Raw genomic sequence first — 15,268 nt, 5'->3', positions numbered from 1 at the left:
ACTGACATATCGATGAGGTATTCACTCATCGATGCGCTACAGCCTGCGCATAAGTGAATAGTCCTACGATAAGTGCGCGGGCCAGGCCAACAGCGTGGCCATAAGTCCTGAAAAGTCATCGACAAGTGGCGGAAAGTTGGCCATAAGTCGCTGGAAATCCGAGCCAGTCCGCTCGAAATCGTTCCAAGTCCGGTGAGCACAATTGCAATAGGTCAGCAGCTGAACTTAGCCTGAGTCGCGCGAGGCCGGTGCATTTTCCAGAAGCTGCAAACGCTGCTTACGCTCCTGGATTCTGGAATCACGGAGCTGCCGATCTTTATACGGGACAGTGGCTTGACGAAAACGCCCAACTTCGGACGAAAATACCAACCCACCTGCCTGAATGCGCTGCCTCTGCCGAATAGCGAACTGTCGCAAGACCTCCACGCAGTCCCCATTAATGACCTGTGACCATTGGAAGCGGAGTACATCTAAGTGGAGGTTTCGCAGACGCTTCTCGCGAGCTTGCTCTTTCAGAAGCACAGTCTCCGTAGCTGCTACCCCGCCACCGGAATACTTAATCAGCCCATCGAACTCAATGATCAAATTCAGATGAGGCACATAAAAATCGACGCGCCCAATGAATCCTTCACTGTCATAGAACTCGACTTGCTGCATGAGCACGCATTTTTCGTCGTAAAGCGTGGCAATTCCTGAGTCGATTATGCATTTCTTTGTGATTGACTCACCGATGGTTTCGCTGTGTGCGCTGGCAGTTCGAAGTAGCTCGCGGGCGCGGCGGGTACCCGGCGAACGTGGGTAATTTGTGAGGACGGTGTGCAGTTCTTCGAGGTCACACCACTGTCGCAGTGCGGTGTCAACGATGACTGGCCCGTTTTCGGACTCGGCGGTGCGGCAGATATCGATGACGGTTTTCGGCACATCGGTAACGCAGCGCCCACCAATGCGAACGATGTCTTGTTCGAGGATTCTGTCACCGACATGGCGCAATCCGCCGCCAGGTCGGCGCAGGCCGGAATTGGCAAGCGCGATTGTGGCATTTCGAACAAGCAACGGGATGCCATGCAACGCAGCGGCTGCTTCACCCGTAATGATTGTCCCGGAACCTGGCTTGACCAGTGCCTTTATCTGCAGTTGAAAACGTTCGAATGCTGACAGCGCATTCCAGCGAGAGCACTCGATGTATGTGCCGTACGCCAGTCTGAGCAGGGATCCATCTCGAATATTTGCGCTTCCGACGTGCCCGTGCAGATTATCCAGCTCTGACTTGGCACTGACATATTCACAAGGATGCTTGATTTGTTTCTGCGAAGCCGCGTGGATGAGGCCATCGGAATCGTAAGTCCAGTTAGGCATTGGTTTAGGCACGCTCCCCGAGGTGGGCTACAGGAATTCACGCATTGGAATTAGTGCCTTTAGTTATGGTCGACCCCGCGGAAATTGGCAGCAGAAAAGCCGCCGAATTGCCCGTTTCTGTGGACAATTTGGCGGCTGTGGATAACTAGCTGCGGACACCCAGCTGTCGCTTACTTAGTACTTGGCGCCGTCCTCAACTGCGAGACCGAACGGAATGCCGGTGTCTGACGGCCAGTACTTCTCGTCAGCTGAGAAGCTAATCGTTACCCTTTCCCCGTCGCTGTGGAGACTTGGGTTAATCACGACATGGTCAATAGTGCGTGTCTCAGATTCATTACTTCCTGCAAGCTTTGCTGTCACTTCAGTTGGCTGGTCGAGAACCAGAATCGCAAATTGTCGATCGTCGGCAGTATGGGGGTTGGGATCCTCACGCTGCTGATAAGCGAGAACCTCGGCTCGATTCTGGAAAACCTTCACAGTACCGGTCACGGTCTGCTGGCCGCTGGTTCCGTTGCTCGACCCCTGCGAACTAGAACCCGAAGCCCCAGACTGCGAACCCGAGCCCGAGTCCGAGTTCGAACCCGACCCCGAAGCCTGCTGCCCCGCCGTCGGATTCGGGCCACCGTTGCCACCGTTACCACCATCAGCGCCAGTACCATTCGAGCCCGAGCCCGGCGCGCAGTCATTACCAGCAGCAATGGCCTCGACGACATCCAGGTTGTCAACCGGAATCCAGTTAAACTGTTCGAACTCCCCGGCACCCGGATTCGCAGGCGTTTCCACCAGCTCATTGCCCTGGCGCGTCACCAGCAAATCTTCCTGATCGCGCCCCATCCTCTCTGCAGAAAACGAGAACATACCCGGCTGACCAGTAGCTCGCTGAAGAGCGCGACGTACACCGCCCACAGAAGTCACGCCGTCATGGTAGGAATTCTGAAACTGAATTTCCTGACCATTTTCGTCAACGCCGTAGACACCAATCGCATCAATTTCGGCGCTCATCGCACTTGTGCCATAGTTCAGCACCAGCTCGGGCACGCACCCATCATCAAGATGCACGAGCGCATATTTCATCGCCCCACCAGGACTAACTTCTCCGACAAAAGTCTGCAGTGGCGCCGGGTTCGCCAGCACCTGCTTGTACACAACGACGGCCTTCTCCGCCTGCGCCTGCACCTGCGCATCGCCATTTTCGCTTGACGACGACACACTGCCCTCAGCAGCCGCCGAATCGCCACCTCGATCCCCAGAAACCTGGAGGAAAAGGAACAGAGCCAGCAACAGGATAATCAACACCAGCAGCACCAAGATGGTGATGAGCTGTTTGCGGGTTTTGTCACCTGAGCTAGTCGAAGGCGTGGGTGTGTGCGTGGTCATGATTGAAGAACTACTCGCCTTGGAAGAACTTTTCCCAGTTGTCTTCGCTGGTCAAAGATGGCACGGCGGCACGCCACTGCTTCGCAAGGTCGTCCCACTTGGAGGACAGTTCGCGCATGAGGCTGATGGTCTCGGCGCGCATGGACTTTTCCTTATCCAGGTCGCGGACCAGGTGACGCACACCGTTCTGGGAGGCATCGGTGACCCAGACGTCGTCGAAGGTGGAAATGTGCCACCAGAAGGAGTCCTCGAAGGCCACAGCCACCGGCCCCGGGCGCTTCTTACCCATCTGGGTGTACGCAAGCCGCTTTGCCATCGTCTTGTTTTCGCTGGAGATCTCGTGTGACGGCGGACGAACTGGGGTCAGACCACCCGGCATCTCGTGCATCGGCAGCAGCTCGGTCTCCGGGAAGTTCTTTCGACCAGCAGAAATGCGAGCGAAGTCGCCCTGCGATGCGTTCTTCAGCACCTCCGGGCCACGTAGCAGGTCACGAACAGCTTCCATCTGCGTCCAGGCCAGGCCGTAGCGCATGGAGACCAGGTTCGAGAGGATTCGTCGTGAAGCGACGTTGACCATGTCCTTTGCGGTGACATCGCCGTGCATGGTGGCGGCGATAAGCGAGTTGCGCAGGCCGAAGTACTGGGCGGCGTTTTCGATGTCCTTCCAGTAGAAATCGGCGTGCCAGACGGCGGCGCCCGGAATGGTGTCGGTCGGGTAGCCGGCCTTGGCGGCGCGGAATCCGTAGTCGATGTCGTCGTACTGGAAGAACAGCGGCAGCGCCAGGCCAATCTTCTTAATGACCTCGGACGGCACCAGGCAGGTCCACCAGGCGTTGTAGTCAACGCCCAGGCGACGCAGCTGGTGGTACTTGCGCACGTCCACGTCGGCGTAACCGAACTTGGGGTCGTTCTCCTCGACCGTCAGCGCCTTCCAGTTGTAGGTCTCGCCGGTGCGGAAGAGGCTGGTCGGGTTGAACAGGAAGAGCATCTGCGCACCGAGCAGCATCGGCTTTTCCGCGCATACGGCCAGGGCGGATAGGCGCAGGGTGGTTTCGGGCTCGGGGCGGATGTCGTCGTCGGTAAGCAGAACCATGCAGTCGCCCGCAGCGGTGGCGTCGCGCATGCCGCGGGAGAAACCGCCGGCGCCGCCGAGGTTTGGCTGGTGGACAACGTTCAGGCGCTCGCCGAGGATCTCCTTGGCCTGGATGAAGTCGGCTTCGTCGGCCGGGTGCTGTTCGCCCTGGTCAACGACGCGGATGGTGCGAACGCGCTCAAGGGCTGGCAGGTCCTCTGCCAGCGTGGCGACGGTTCGAGCACAGTCAACCGGCCGGTTGTAGGAACAAATGACCAGGTCAGTCGGAATATCGCGCTTGATAGCCGACTTGGGCACAACATAGCGGACATCGGAAATCTTTGCGCCTGCGTCCTCGGTGTCGAAGCGCAAGTGAATGGCACCGCCATCGGCGAAGCGGTCCAGCGGGACGGTCAGGCGCACCTCTTCATTGGCAGAACCTGACATCGGCGAGTGCTCACCGGTCCAGTTGCCGTCGGCATCCGAGCCGCCCGCTGCCCAGGAGTCCTCCAAGCGGAGGTGGCCCCCAATATCTTCGGTGTAGGCCAGCACACGCGCGGAACCGACCACGCGCGCACGGATTTCGACCTGCTTAATTGAGGTCCAGCGCTGCCAGTAAGAAGCTCGGAAGCGACCGAAGTAGGTGTCAGTGCGCACCACGGTGTGGCGACCGAGCGTGATCGAGTTACGGGTGGCCTGCACCGAGCTGTCGTAGGCGCCAACGCCTTCGACTCGGTAGTACAAATCCGGCTCCACCCAGTCTGCGGGCGGAGCAAACAGCACGCGCTGAATAGTCAGCATGTCAACATCGGTTTCGGCGGTCAGCTGAGTGGATGCCTTATTAGAAGCAGTCGAAGTCACGTCCCCCAGCGTATCGCGCTATTTCACACGGAAGATGAATACACGCTGAATGATGAAGTTAATTACCGTCGCAACGCCCTGTGCGACGACGAATGCGCCGAACTGTGCCCACTGCGCGTTCCAATCCCAGGCCTCGACAAGCCAGGGCTGCAACACATTAAAGATGCCGACCTGGGTGGCGTAGGTAATCAGGTACAGCACCGCAACTGCCAGCACCTTCTTCGCCGAGGACTTCGACTTGAAGGTCCAGCGGCTGTTAATGATGTACGCCGTAATCGTGCCGAAAACCCAGCCGACCGTCTTGCCCCAGAAGTTGGTCGCCCCGAAGGCGTTGAGCATGATGAACGTCAGGCCGAAGTCCACCACCGCCGCGATGACGCCGGAGATAATAAAGCGCATCATCTGCACTTTCAGTCCGTGCTCGTCCTTGGCCTCCGTCGCCATTGGCACTGCGGCCGAGTCCTCTACGACAAAACCGTTTTCGTGGGAGCCGTTTCCGAGCTTGCCGTTGTCGCGGTTCGGGTTTTCATTTGCTGTTTCATTCGCTGACACGCCTAGGAATTCTAGGCCACCGGCCAGCTAACAAACAGCCAGCGCGAACATAAACAAGCAATAAAGAGGAGAAAAGAACTAACGCCGCAGCGCCTCACGCAGTAGATCCAGCCGCTCCACCGGCGAGAGCGTATCCTCCCCAGCTAGCCCCAACGCGCTCATCTCCGCCCAGCTAGCCGCCGCCAATTCCTCCACGTCCTCGCCGGATAGCGGGATGCCCTCGTCGCTCTCCCAGCCGAGGCGCTCCATGACATGCGCCGCCACATCATGCCGTAGCTCATCCGAGGTCAGCGCCGCCAAGCACAGCAGCTCCACCAATGCCGCATCGTGCCCGGCTGGGTCTTTCTCGGCGTCCTCTATAGGCAATGCGCGCAATCGCTTAACGACGCTCTCCCCCGCCTCCCCGGTCAATTCCAGCGCGGTTGCTTCCGACCTCTGCAGGTCCAGAGCCTGTAACAGGGGCACGAATTCAAACACCCCCGACCTCTCGATGATGTCCACGATATCGGCACGAGCGGTGGCCAGCGTATTTTGAATAGAGTCCCGTCCGGTCAATTCCCTATTGATTGCGGCAATATCTACCGGCTCCTCCGCGTCCACATCCCCCAGTGCGCGGATTGAACCCGAGCCACCGATGCACAGGGCATCCGGGGTGGCCTCATCGCGGGCAAAAGCTTCTCTGACCTGCAAGGTATGTTCCCACAGGCCCCACTGCCAGATAAGGGTATCGCCGGGACTTTGCAGCACCTCGGCAACTGTGGTGGACAGGGGAACATCGACGACTCCGACCGCTGCGGGTCTGCCGCCAGTCACCAGCTGCGCCGCAGACTCCACCGCAGAGCCGGGCAAATGGAACTTCGTCGGCACGCTTTCCTCGCCCCACCCAAAGATGACCGCTAACACGCGGGACAGGCTTCGCAAATCCATCTGGTCATTGACCCCGAAGACGCGGTGGGCACTGCACGGTTCTTCCTCTAAAGAGGCACCGATAATGAGCGTGGCCGGTTCCGTGGCCACGCGAACGCCTGGGAAGGCGACTACGTTATCGGTCTGTGCTGCCATACCTCACAGCGTACGCAGGAAAAACAATGTGGCCTGGATAGCAAAAACTCGCTACAATGCGCGCGTTTTTACCAGCGGAATCTGGCGCGGCTCCGCACCCCATGGCTCTACCAAGTACTTGCGACGCAGGCGCTGCGACTCCACCGCGGTCCACTGCGCCACCAGCTCTTCTACCCCGCGGGCAAGCCCCAGCACCGGCCCTGCGACCTTTTCGCCAACATGCGGAAAATCAATAACCTCCACGTCGTTGACCTTGGGAAACCGCGGCTCCGTCAGATTTCCCTTGCCGGGCTTGGCCTTCTCTTCCTTCGCGGCGGCGCGCAGCTGTCCGATGTGGTCACGAATGCCGGCCACGGATGCCGGCAGGTCAATCACCGTGGCCCCCGCCTGCTCAATCGCTTGCGATAGCAAGTCCGCACCCTCAGCACCCTCAGCGCTCTCTGCCGCAGCGTCACCGTCACCATCGCCCGCGGTCACAGTTGCAACAAAGCAACCGGTGAGCAGATTGGTGGCGGTCTCCAGGGCTCCGTCGTCAAGCGGATCCACCAGCCATGCACCCGACAACCTCTCGCCTGCAAAGGACGGCGAGAGCTCCACATGCCAAATGACAACGGGCGATGTGGAACTACATACGGCAAGGGTCTGCGGAGTAGCAGCAGGCGTGGACATCATGAGGTTGATGGTATCGCGAGTGACGGATTCGAAGCGGGGTAGCCTTTATCGCATGTTCGACTTTTTCAAGAAGAAGCCGCGCGAAACCATCAACATGGCCGCCGAGTACACCAACACCCCGCTGTCGAACCAGATGGTCATGCTATTCGCCGAGGAGCTGCCCATCCTCGACAGCGCAGAGCGCGCACAGGTCTACCGCGCACTCGAGGCCTACGACGGCCCGCAGATCACCTCGCAGGAAATGCTGCCGGAAGAGATCCGAAAAATTATGGATCTATAGCCTCTCCGTACATTTCGCTCGCTTTCCGACGACCCGTGCGCGGCCCCAAGCGTGACCAACACCTCGGAGCGTCACGGGCGACGGAGCCAGTGCAAAGGGGTAGCCTAGCCTTGATGTCCACTAACACTAACGGCAAGTCCAGCACCGATGCTTCGAACGGTGCCTACGGAGCCGTACACACAGAAGCCAGGACCCTGACCGGTTGGGGTCGTACTGCCCCCGCTAAGTCCCAGGTGCTGTCGACGCCGGACTTGGATGAAATCGTTAACGCCGTCAAGGCTGTCGCGGACCAGAACTCCGACAAGCCTGCCCACCTGCGCCGCGGTGTGATTGCCCGCGGTATGGGCCGCTCCTACGGCGACCCCGCCCAGAACTCGGGCGGTCTTGTCATCGACATGCAGAAGCTCAACAAAATCCACTCCATTGACCAGGAGTCGGCGATTGTTGATGTCGACGGCGGTGTCACGCTGGACCAGCTGATGAAGGCCGCGCTGCCCTACGGCCTGTGGGTGCCGGTACTGCCGGGTACTCGCCAGGTCACCATCGGTGGTGCCATTGGCCCGGACATTCACGGTAAAAACCACCACTCCGCAGGTTCCTTCGGCAACCATGTGCTGTCGATGGAGCTGCTGGTCGCCGACGGTCGTATTCTGCATCTCGAGCCGGAGGGCTCTGCAGATGACCCGGACGGCAAGTTGTTCTGGGCAACTGTCGGCGGCATGGGCCTGACCGGCATTATTGTCCGCGCTCGGATCAAGATGACCAAGACCGAGACGGCCTACTTCATCGCTGACGGCGACATGACCCACACTCTGGACGAGACCATCGAGTTCCACTCCGATGGCTCCGAGGAGAACTTCACCTACTCTTCCGCGTGGTTCGACGCCATCTCACCGGAGCCGAAGCTGGGACGCGCCGCAATTTCCCGCGGTTCGCTGGCAACCTTGGCTCAGCTGGAGGAATACGCCCCGAAGCTGGCCAAAGATCCGCTGAAGTTCAACGCTCCACAGCTGGTGACTGTGCCGGATATTTTCCCGTCCTTCACCATGAACAAGCTGACCATGATCAGCATTGGTGAGCTGTGGTGGCTGAAGTCCGGTACCTACCGCAACCAGGTGCAAAACCTCACGCAGTTCTACCAGCCGCTGGATCTCATCGGCGAGTGGAACCGCGGATATGGTTCCAAGGGCTTCCTGCAGTACCAGTTCGTTGTTCCGCGCGAGGCCGTCGAGCCGTTCAAGGAGATTGTCCGCGATATCCAGCGCTCCGGCCACTACTCGGCACTGAACGTATTCAAGCTGTTCGGCGAGGGTAACCGCGCTCCGCTGTCCTACCCGATGCCGGGTTGGAACGTCTGCGTGGACTTCCCGATCAAACCGGGTCTCGGCGCCTTCCTCGATGATTTGGATAAGCGCGTCATGGAGTTCGGCGGCCGCCTCTACCTGGCCAAGGAGTCGCGCACTTCCGCCGCTAACTTCCACCAGATGTACCCCGAGATGCAGAGCTGGCTGGACACCCGCAATGAGATTGACCCACACGGTGTCTTCGCCTCTGACATGTCGCGTCGACTGGAACTGCACTAAAAGAACCGAGAGGATTTAAGCCCCAATGATTAATGCTGTAGGCGCTGCCCAGTCCATCCTACTGCTCGGCGGCACTAGTGAAATCGGTCTGGCCATTACCGCCGAGTTCCTGAAGAAGGGCCCGGCCAAGGTCATCCTGGCTTCCCTGCCGAACGATCCGCTGCGCGAGGCCTCCGCTGAAAAGATGAAGGCCGCCGGCGCTTCCGAGGTGGTCACCCTCGACTTCGACGCAACGGACTTCGACTCCCACCCGGAGGTCGTCGATAAGGCATTTGCCGACGGCGACGTGGATATCTGCATCGTCGCGTTCGGCATGCTTGGCGACGCCGAGGAGCTCTGGCAGAACCAGCGCAAGGCCGTCCTGGCTGCGAACATCAACTACACCGGCGCGATGTCGATGGGTGTTCTGGTTGGTCAGAAGTTCAAGGCGCAGGGTCATGGCCAGTTCATTGCCATGTCCTCCGTCGCTGGTGAGCGTGTGCGCCGCTCCAACTTTGTCTACGGTTCCACCAAGGCCGGCCTGGATGGTTTCTACCTGAACCTGGGCGAGGCCCTGGAGGAGTACGGCGTCAAGACCCTGGTTATCCGCCCTGGTCAGGTCCGTACCCGTATGTCCGCTGACGTGGACGAGGCCCCGCTGACTGTGAACAAGGAAGATGTCGCCAAGCTCGCGGTGAAGTCCGTCGAGGCCGGTAAGACATTGGTCTGGGCTCCGCCGGCATTCCAGCTGGTGATGATGGTGCTGAAGCACATTCCGCGCCCGATCTTCAAGAAGCTGCCGATTTAAAAGTAAGACTCGGGGGACTTGATAGAACTCAGCGGAGCTTGACGGGCTGACGTACCCACCTTTAGCTCCGCCGTTCGTCGGAGTCCGGTTCCTGTGCAAAACTTGAGGGCATGGTAGACAAGCAGGCCGAAACCTCGAGCGCTGACACCACGGGTGCCGACAACACTAGCGCCAACACAACGGGCGCACGATCCTACAGTGAGCTGGTTGACGAAGATCGCTACGAAATCTTCAACGATGACCAGCTCTCCCTCAAGGCTGCTCTGACCTACCTGTTCGCAGCGCTTGTGGGCGGTTCGGTTATCGCTCTAGTGTCCTGGTTTGTGTTCCACCGCCTGTCGCTGCCGGCCTTTGGCGGCTCGCAGCTGACCAGGGCGGTCGCAACAGCGATGATTGTCATCACTCTGACGCTCACCACCGTCCTGCTGTATTTCTTCGCCACCAAGGGCAAAGATAATCGCCCCCGATGGCTAACGTGGTTGACGTATCTGATGGCTTACATGTCACCGGCCATTTTGGTGGTCTCTGCCGTCGGCCTACCGATGGGCTCGACCAAGCTGTGGTTGGACGGTCTGTCTGTCGACCAGGAGTTCCGCACCGAATACCTCACCAGGATGGCCTCGGAGCCTGGCCTGCACGACATGTCGTACATCGACATCCCGTCTTTCTACCCCGCTGGTTGGTTCTTCCTGGGCGGACGCCTGGCCAATATTCTTGGCATTGCCGGCTGGGAGGTCTTCCAGCCCTGGGCGTTGATTACACTCGCCGCTGCTGGCTGTGTTTTGGTTCCGGTGTGGCAACGCCTGAGTGGCTCCCTGCCCGTAGCCACTGGCATTGCGCTGACAACCACGGCCGTCGCCCTGGCCACTGTCGCCGATGAGCCCTACGCCGCAGTCGTTGCTATGGGTCTTCCGGCGATGACCGTGATGGCCTGGCGCGGTCTCACCGGCGCCTGGTCCGCCATGTTTGGCGTGCTCGTCTTCCTGGGTATTTCTGCGACTTTCTACACTCTTTACACTGCCGTAGGCGCGCTTATTGTGGTCGTGTTGGCCGTGGTCGCGTGGACGTCGTCAAGCTCTTGGATGCCTGTAGTGCGTCTGATCATTATGGGCGTGGGATCGATGCTGATTGCGGCGACGGTGTGGGGGCCGTACATGCTGGCGGTTGCGACAGGGGCACCGCGCTCGGGCGCGACAGCGACGCACTACCTGCCCCCGGAGGGTGCGCAGCTGCCTTTGCCGATGCTCGCCGCCAGCGTAATCGGTGTGCTGTGTTTCATCGGCGTCGTGCGCATGCTGGTCAGCGCCACGGAGCCGGATGCCCGCGCGCTCGGCCTGGGCACGCTGGTGCTCTATGGCTGGGTAGTGGCCTCGATGGTGGCGACGCTGCTCGGACGCACGCTGCTGGGGTTCCGCCTCACCGCACCGATTACGTTCATGCTGATCGCGGCTGGTGTGGTCGCGCTTGCCGACGCCCGTCTCAACGGCATCGAGAAGTATTGGCCGCAGGCGGCACCAGCTCACATTGCCAAGCGCGTTTCCGCGGTAATGGCGGCAGTCTTGCTGCTGGCGGGCATTGGCTACGCGCAGTCGATTCCGAATAAGTTGCATGGTGCCATCGACTTGGCGCATACCGACACCGACGGTAACGGCGAGCGCGCGGACCGCTTCCCACCGAATGCCGGGGCGTGGTACTCAGCGGTGGACCAAACGCTGAAGGAGGCCGGGCTCGATCCGGCCCAGACAGTGGTGCTGACGGATGAGAAGAATTTCCAAGCACTCTATCCCTGGTATGGATTCCAGGCACTGACCAGCCACTACGCTAACCCTCTGGGTGAGTTTGACCGCCGTAATCAGGCATTGGAGGAATGGTCGGAGATTCGCGATCCCGATGAGCTCGTGCAGGCCATGGATGCAACGCCGTGGCGCGGACCGGATGCCATTGTGCTGCGGGGCGAGGTTGAGACACCTGATGGCGAGGATGCCGCTCCACTGACGTTGGACATCGCGGATGATATCTATCCGAACAATCCGAATGTGGTCTTCCGGAGCCTGAATTTTGCCCGCTCTGCATTTGAGAAGCACTGGGAGCTAAACCAGGTCGGCCCGTTCGTAGTGGCGGTTCGCAAGTAGGTATTCGCAAGTAGGTATTGGGCGGCTATCCCCTGCTGTAAACGTGATTCCTGTTACTAATGTGGAAACTGTGATGTAACTTTCGCGTTGCAAACTCAAAGAAAAACGCCAATTACCGTAGTATCTTTCCTTGTGACTGCCGAAACTAAAGAAATCAAAGAAAGTGTCGACGGCTCACCCGAAGTGACCATCGACCGCGTGGAGAGACCGCCTATGGACGGCCCCTCTCCTACGACACTGACTCGTTGGACAGCGATTATCGCTGGAATCGTCGGTTTCATTTGCTTTGTCATCACACCGTTCCTCCCGGTCGTGAATACTCAGTCCTCCGTGTCTTGGCCTCAGCGCGACACACTGAACTCAGTGGATGCACCGCTTATGGCGCAGGCACCGTTGGATCTGAGCATCGATCTGCCTCTGTCCCTGACGGATGAACTTTCCGACAAACGGACGACCCTGTTGTCGACTATCCCCCCGACCGCGGATAAGCCGACCAAACGGGGCCTGATGGTGCGTTCGGGCAAGGACGGCCTCGACGTCATTCTGCGCGACAGCGTGGTGATGAGCCTGGATAAAAAGGAGCTTGCCAGCAACAAGGGCAAGATCCTGGAGATCCGCTCAAACGAGCATGAGACCACCGTCAACATCGACGGCGCCAAGAACTCAGATGGTGAGAAGCTCACCGCCACCACACACGGCGATTACCGTCCGCAGGTCACCGGTATCTACACTGACCTGCCCGCTGACGGCGACGCGGCCAAGGCCGTAGCCGATGGACTCGATGTCCACATGAACATCGACTCCCGCTACACCTCACACCCGACAGTGGTGAAGTACATCGTCATGTACTTGGGTCTGCTTCTGACGCTGGCTTCCCTGGTCGCGTTGGCTCGCATTGACCGTATTGATGGTTCCCCTTTCACTCCGCTGTTCAAGCGCGGTGCGTTGAAGCCGACTCCGCTGGACATCCTGGTCGGCACGATTTTGGTTGTTTGGCACTTCATCGGTGGCAACACCTCCGATGACGGTTACATCTTCACCATGGCGCGCGTCTCCGACGAGTCGGGCTACATGGCGAACTACTACCGTTGGTTCGGCGCGCCTGAGTCACCGTTCGGCAGCCCTTACTACGACCTGCTGTCGCTGATGGTGAAGGTGTCCACCTCGTCACTGTGGATGCGACTACCGGCGCTGCTGTCCGCACTGCTGGTGTGGTTCATTATTTCCCGAATGGTTATCCCACGCCTCGGCGAGAAGATTGCCCAGCGCCGGGTGGCCTACTGGTCTGCTGCTGGTGTGCTATTGGCCTTCTGGCTGCCGTACAACAACGGACTGCGCCCGGAGCCGGTCATTGCTCTGGGATCCCTGCTGACCTGGGTATTCATTGAGCGCGCAATTCTGACTCGACGCCTGCTGCCAGCTGCAGTCGCAGTGGTTATCGCCACGCTGGCACTGGGCTCGGGCCCAACGGGCCTAATGGCAGTTGCTGCCCTGCTCGCAGGCATCCCGATGCTGGTGCGCATTGTCGTTGAGCGCCATAAGGCTCTCGGTGGTGGTTGGCAGGCCCCACTGATGCAGATTGCGCCGTTCCTGGCTGCGGGCACCGCAATCTTGGTCGGTGTCTTCGGCGACCAGACTTTGGCCACGGTCCGCGAGTCCATTCGCGTCCGCAGCATCATCGGCCCGTCGGAGCCTTGGTACAACGAGTACGTCCGCTACTACTGGCTGGTGCTGCAGTCGGTCGACGGCGCCTTCCCGCGTCGTTTCCCAGTTCTGATTGCACTGGCGTGCTTGACCATCACGATTGCCGCGCTGCTTCGTCACCGCACCGTTCCGGGGGCTCTGGCCGGCCCGTCGGCACGCCTGGTGTTCATGTTCATCGGCACCATGTTCTTCCTGACCTTCACGCCGACAAAGTGGACGCACCACTTCGGCGTGTACGCGGGCATCGCGGCTTCCCTGGCAGCACTTGCCGCCATGGCCATTAGCCATTGGGTAGCAGGTAACCCGCGCAACCAGCTGTTCTTTGCCGGTGGTATCACCTTCATCCTCGCTTTCTCGCTGATGGGCATTAACGGCTGGTGGTATGTGTCGTCCTACGGTGTGCCGTGGTTCGACAAGACTATTCAGTTGCGCGGCCACCAGCTGGGTTCAGCAGTATTGGCTCTAGCCTTGCTACTGCTGCTGGCTGGTGCCGTAATGAACTTCGTCCAGGAGTTCCGCACCAAGCCGAAGTCGCAGGAAAAGTCGGCACGCGCGCGCCGCATCAATGCAGTTGCATCGTCCCCGATTGCAGTGACGACGCTGCTGGTGACGATGTTCATGGTGGCTTCACTGGGCAAGGGCGCAGTATCGCAGTACCCGGCATACTCGGTCGCCGCTGGTAATATCCGCTCCTTGGCTGGTCAGACATGTAATATGGCGAGCGATGTGCTGATGGAAACCGATCCGAACGATGGCTTCCTGAATACCGTCGATGGCAAGCCGCTAGCGGAATCGTTGCGCGGTGGCGGCAAGAACCGTGGCTTCGACCCGAACGGCGTCCCGTCAAATATGAAGGCCGAAGCTGTGGACGCCAGCCAGAGCCAGGCAAGTACTGCCGACACTGATGATCAATCTACTGATCCGGAAGCCACAGTTGAGGGCGGTTCCGCGTCGGGCACCGACGGCGGCAAGCGCGCCGACAAGGGTGTCAACGGCTCGCAGGTCGAGCTGCCATTTGGCTTGGATCCGGATAAGGTGCCGGTGCTTGGCTCCTACTCCGAGGACATTCAGCGTCCTGCAAGCCTGGAAACTTCCTGGTTCCAGCTGCCTGAGATTGACGAGGACCACCCGCTACTCGTCGTATCGGCGGCTGGCCGTATCTTCCACCACGACATCAACGGTGTGGCTCAGCAGGGTCGCAAGCTGGTGGCAGAGTACGGTCGCAAGGGCGGCGACGAGGATGGCTTCGAGGTCCTCTCCGAGTCGGAGCCGATTGATATCGGCCCTGCTCCGACCTGGCGTAACCTGCGCTTCCTGACCGAGGAGATCCCAGAGGGAGCGACCGCTGTGCGACTGGTCGCGGAGGACAATGACGTCTCCGAGGATCAGTGGCTGGCACTGACCCCGCCGCGCCTGGCCGAGCTGCAGTCGATGACTGATGTCATTTCGCCGGAAACTGCGACTATCCCGGACTGGCCGGTTGCCTTCCAGTTCCCGTGCCAGCGTCCGTTCGACCACTACGCAGGTGTCGCAGAGCTTCCGGAGTACCGCATCACTCCGGACCGTGGCCTGAAGGTCGTCGGTGCAGATGTCTGGCAGTCGGTCGATGGCGGTGGTCCGCTCGGATTCTCCGACGCTGTGAATGAGGCTACGTCCGTACCGACTTACCTCAAGAACGACTGGCGCCGCGACTGGGGTTCCGTCGAGAAGCTCTCGCCGCGTCCGAATAAGGACAAGGTCAAGCCGGATGTCGCCGAAATTGAGTATGAAGATATCACTCGCTCGGGTCTATACTCGCCCGGGAAGATGATTGTGAAGGATCCCTAGGCG

Annotated in this window: 11 protein-coding genes; 5 read left to right on the top strand and 6 right to left on the bottom strand. The window is 59.7% G+C overall.

The annotated features are described in order from the left end of the window. Window positions 1-225: 225 nt before the first annotated feature. The 6 genes from EGX79_00750 to EGX79_00725 all read right to left on the bottom strand — a co-directional run bounded on the left by EGX79_00750 (window position 226) and on the right by EGX79_00725 (window position 6,952). Window positions 226-1,356 (bottom strand): hypothetical protein, encoded by a 1,131-nt coding sequence (locus tag EGX79_00750; GenBank protein ID AYX80844.1) that lies wholly within the window; start codon window positions 1,354-1,356, stop codon window positions 226-228. Window positions 1,357-1,530: 174 nt separating this feature from the next. Beyond that, a complete protein-coding gene (locus EGX79_00745) occupies window positions 1,531-2,733 on the bottom strand; it encodes a hypothetical protein (protein ID AYX80843.1) in 1,203 nt (400 codons plus the stop codon). A 10-nt stretch (window positions 2,734-2,743) separates the two neighbouring features. Beyond that, on the bottom strand, window positions 2,744-4,666 hold the full coding sequence (locus EGX79_00740) for a glycosyltransferase family 2 protein (GenBank protein ID AYX80842.1): 1,923 nt from the start codon (window positions 4,664-4,666) through the stop codon (window positions 2,744-2,746). 18 nt (window positions 4,667-4,684) lie between these two features. Further along, the gene (locus EGX79_00735) at window positions 4,685-5,218 is read right to left on the bottom strand and encodes a GtrA family protein (GenBank protein ID AYX80841.1); all 534 of its coding nucleotides are present in this window, start codon (window positions 5,216-5,218) and stop codon (window positions 4,685-4,687) included. A 78-nt stretch (window positions 5,219-5,296) separates the two neighbouring features. Then, the gene (locus EGX79_00730; GenBank protein AYX80840.1) at window positions 5,297-6,280 is read right to left on the bottom strand and encodes a hypothetical protein; all 984 of its coding nucleotides are present in this window, start codon (window positions 6,278-6,280) and stop codon (window positions 5,297-5,299) included. A 51-nt stretch (window positions 6,281-6,331) separates the two neighbouring features. After that, a complete protein-coding gene (locus EGX79_00725) occupies window positions 6,332-6,952 on the bottom strand; it encodes a hypothetical protein (GenBank protein AYX80839.1) in 621 nt (206 codons plus the stop codon). A gap of 52 nt (window positions 6,953-7,004) precedes the next feature. On the opposite strand from EGX79_00725, the gene EGX79_00720 reads away from it, so the two are divergent. The 5 genes from EGX79_00720 to EGX79_00700 all read left to right on the top strand — a co-directional run bounded on the left by EGX79_00720 (window position 7,005) and on the right by EGX79_00700 (window position 15,265). Further along, window positions 7,005-7,232, top strand: a complete 228-nt coding sequence (locus EGX79_00720; GenBank protein AYX80838.1) for a hypothetical protein — start codon at window positions 7,005-7,007, stop codon at window positions 7,230-7,232. A 113-nt stretch (window positions 7,233-7,345) separates the two neighbouring features. Next, the gene (locus EGX79_00715) at window positions 7,346-8,815 is read left to right on the top strand and encodes an FAD-binding oxidoreductase (GenBank protein ID AYX80837.1); all 1,470 of its coding nucleotides are present in this window, start codon (window positions 7,346-7,348) and stop codon (window positions 8,813-8,815) included. Window positions 8,816-8,840: 25 nt separating this feature from the next. Continuing rightward, window positions 8,841-9,602: a decaprenylphospho-beta-D-erythro-pentofuranosid-2-ulose 2-reductase gene (locus EGX79_00710; GenBank protein ID AYX80836.1), complete on the top strand. Its 762-nt coding sequence runs from the start codon at window positions 8,841-8,843 to the stop codon at window positions 9,600-9,602. Window positions 9,603-9,712: 110 nt separating this feature from the next. Next, entirely contained in the window at window positions 9,713-11,734 is a 2,022-nt protein-coding gene (locus tag EGX79_00705) for a hypothetical protein (GenBank protein AYX80835.1), read from the top strand. Between the two features lie 132 nt (window positions 11,735-11,866). Further along, window positions 11,867-15,265 carry an arabinosyltransferase gene (locus EGX79_00700; protein AYX80834.1) on the top strand — a complete coding sequence of 1,133 codons (3,399 nt, stop codon included), beginning with the start codon at window positions 11,867-11,869 and terminating at the stop codon, window positions 15,263-15,265. The last annotated feature ends 3 nt before the right edge of the window (window positions 15,266-15,268 follow it).

Origin of the sequence: Corynebacterium jeikeium (assembly GCA_003955985.1) — a bacterium.
In the GTDB taxonomy this organism is placed as follows: domain Bacteria; phylum Actinomycetota; class Actinomycetes; order Mycobacteriales; family Mycobacteriaceae; genus Corynebacterium; species Corynebacterium jeikeium_D.
This window is presented reverse-complemented; position numbering and strand designations above follow the sequence as displayed.

Coding starts and splice junctions, on each gene's coding strand:
- EGX79_00750 (AYX80844.1), bottom strand. CDS start 1,356: ATGCCTAACTGGACTTACGATTCCGATGGCCTCATCCACGCGGCTTCG.
- EGX79_00725 (AYX80839.1), bottom strand. CDS start 6,952: ATGATGTCCACGCCTGCTGCTACTCCGCAGACCCTTGCCGTATGTAGT.
- EGX79_00710 (AYX80836.1), top strand. CDS start 8,841: ATGATTAATGCTGTAGGCGCTGCCCAGTCCATCCTACTGCTCGGCGGC.
- EGX79_00705 (AYX80835.1), top strand. CDS start 9,713: ATGGTAGACAAGCAGGCCGAAACCTCGAGCGCTGACACCACGGGTGCC.
- EGX79_00720 (AYX80838.1), top strand. CDS start 7,005: ATGTTCGACTTTTTCAAGAAGAAGCCGCGCGAAACCATCAACATGGCC.
- EGX79_00745 (AYX80843.1), bottom strand. CDS start 2,733: ATGACCACGCACACACCCACGCCTTCGACTAGCTCAGGTGACAAAACC.
- EGX79_00730 (AYX80840.1), bottom strand. CDS start 6,280: ATGGCAGCACAGACCGATAACGTAGTCGCCTTCCCAGGCGTTCGCGTG.
- EGX79_00715 (AYX80837.1), top strand. CDS start 7,346: ATGTCCACTAACACTAACGGCAAGTCCAGCACCGATGCTTCGAACGGT.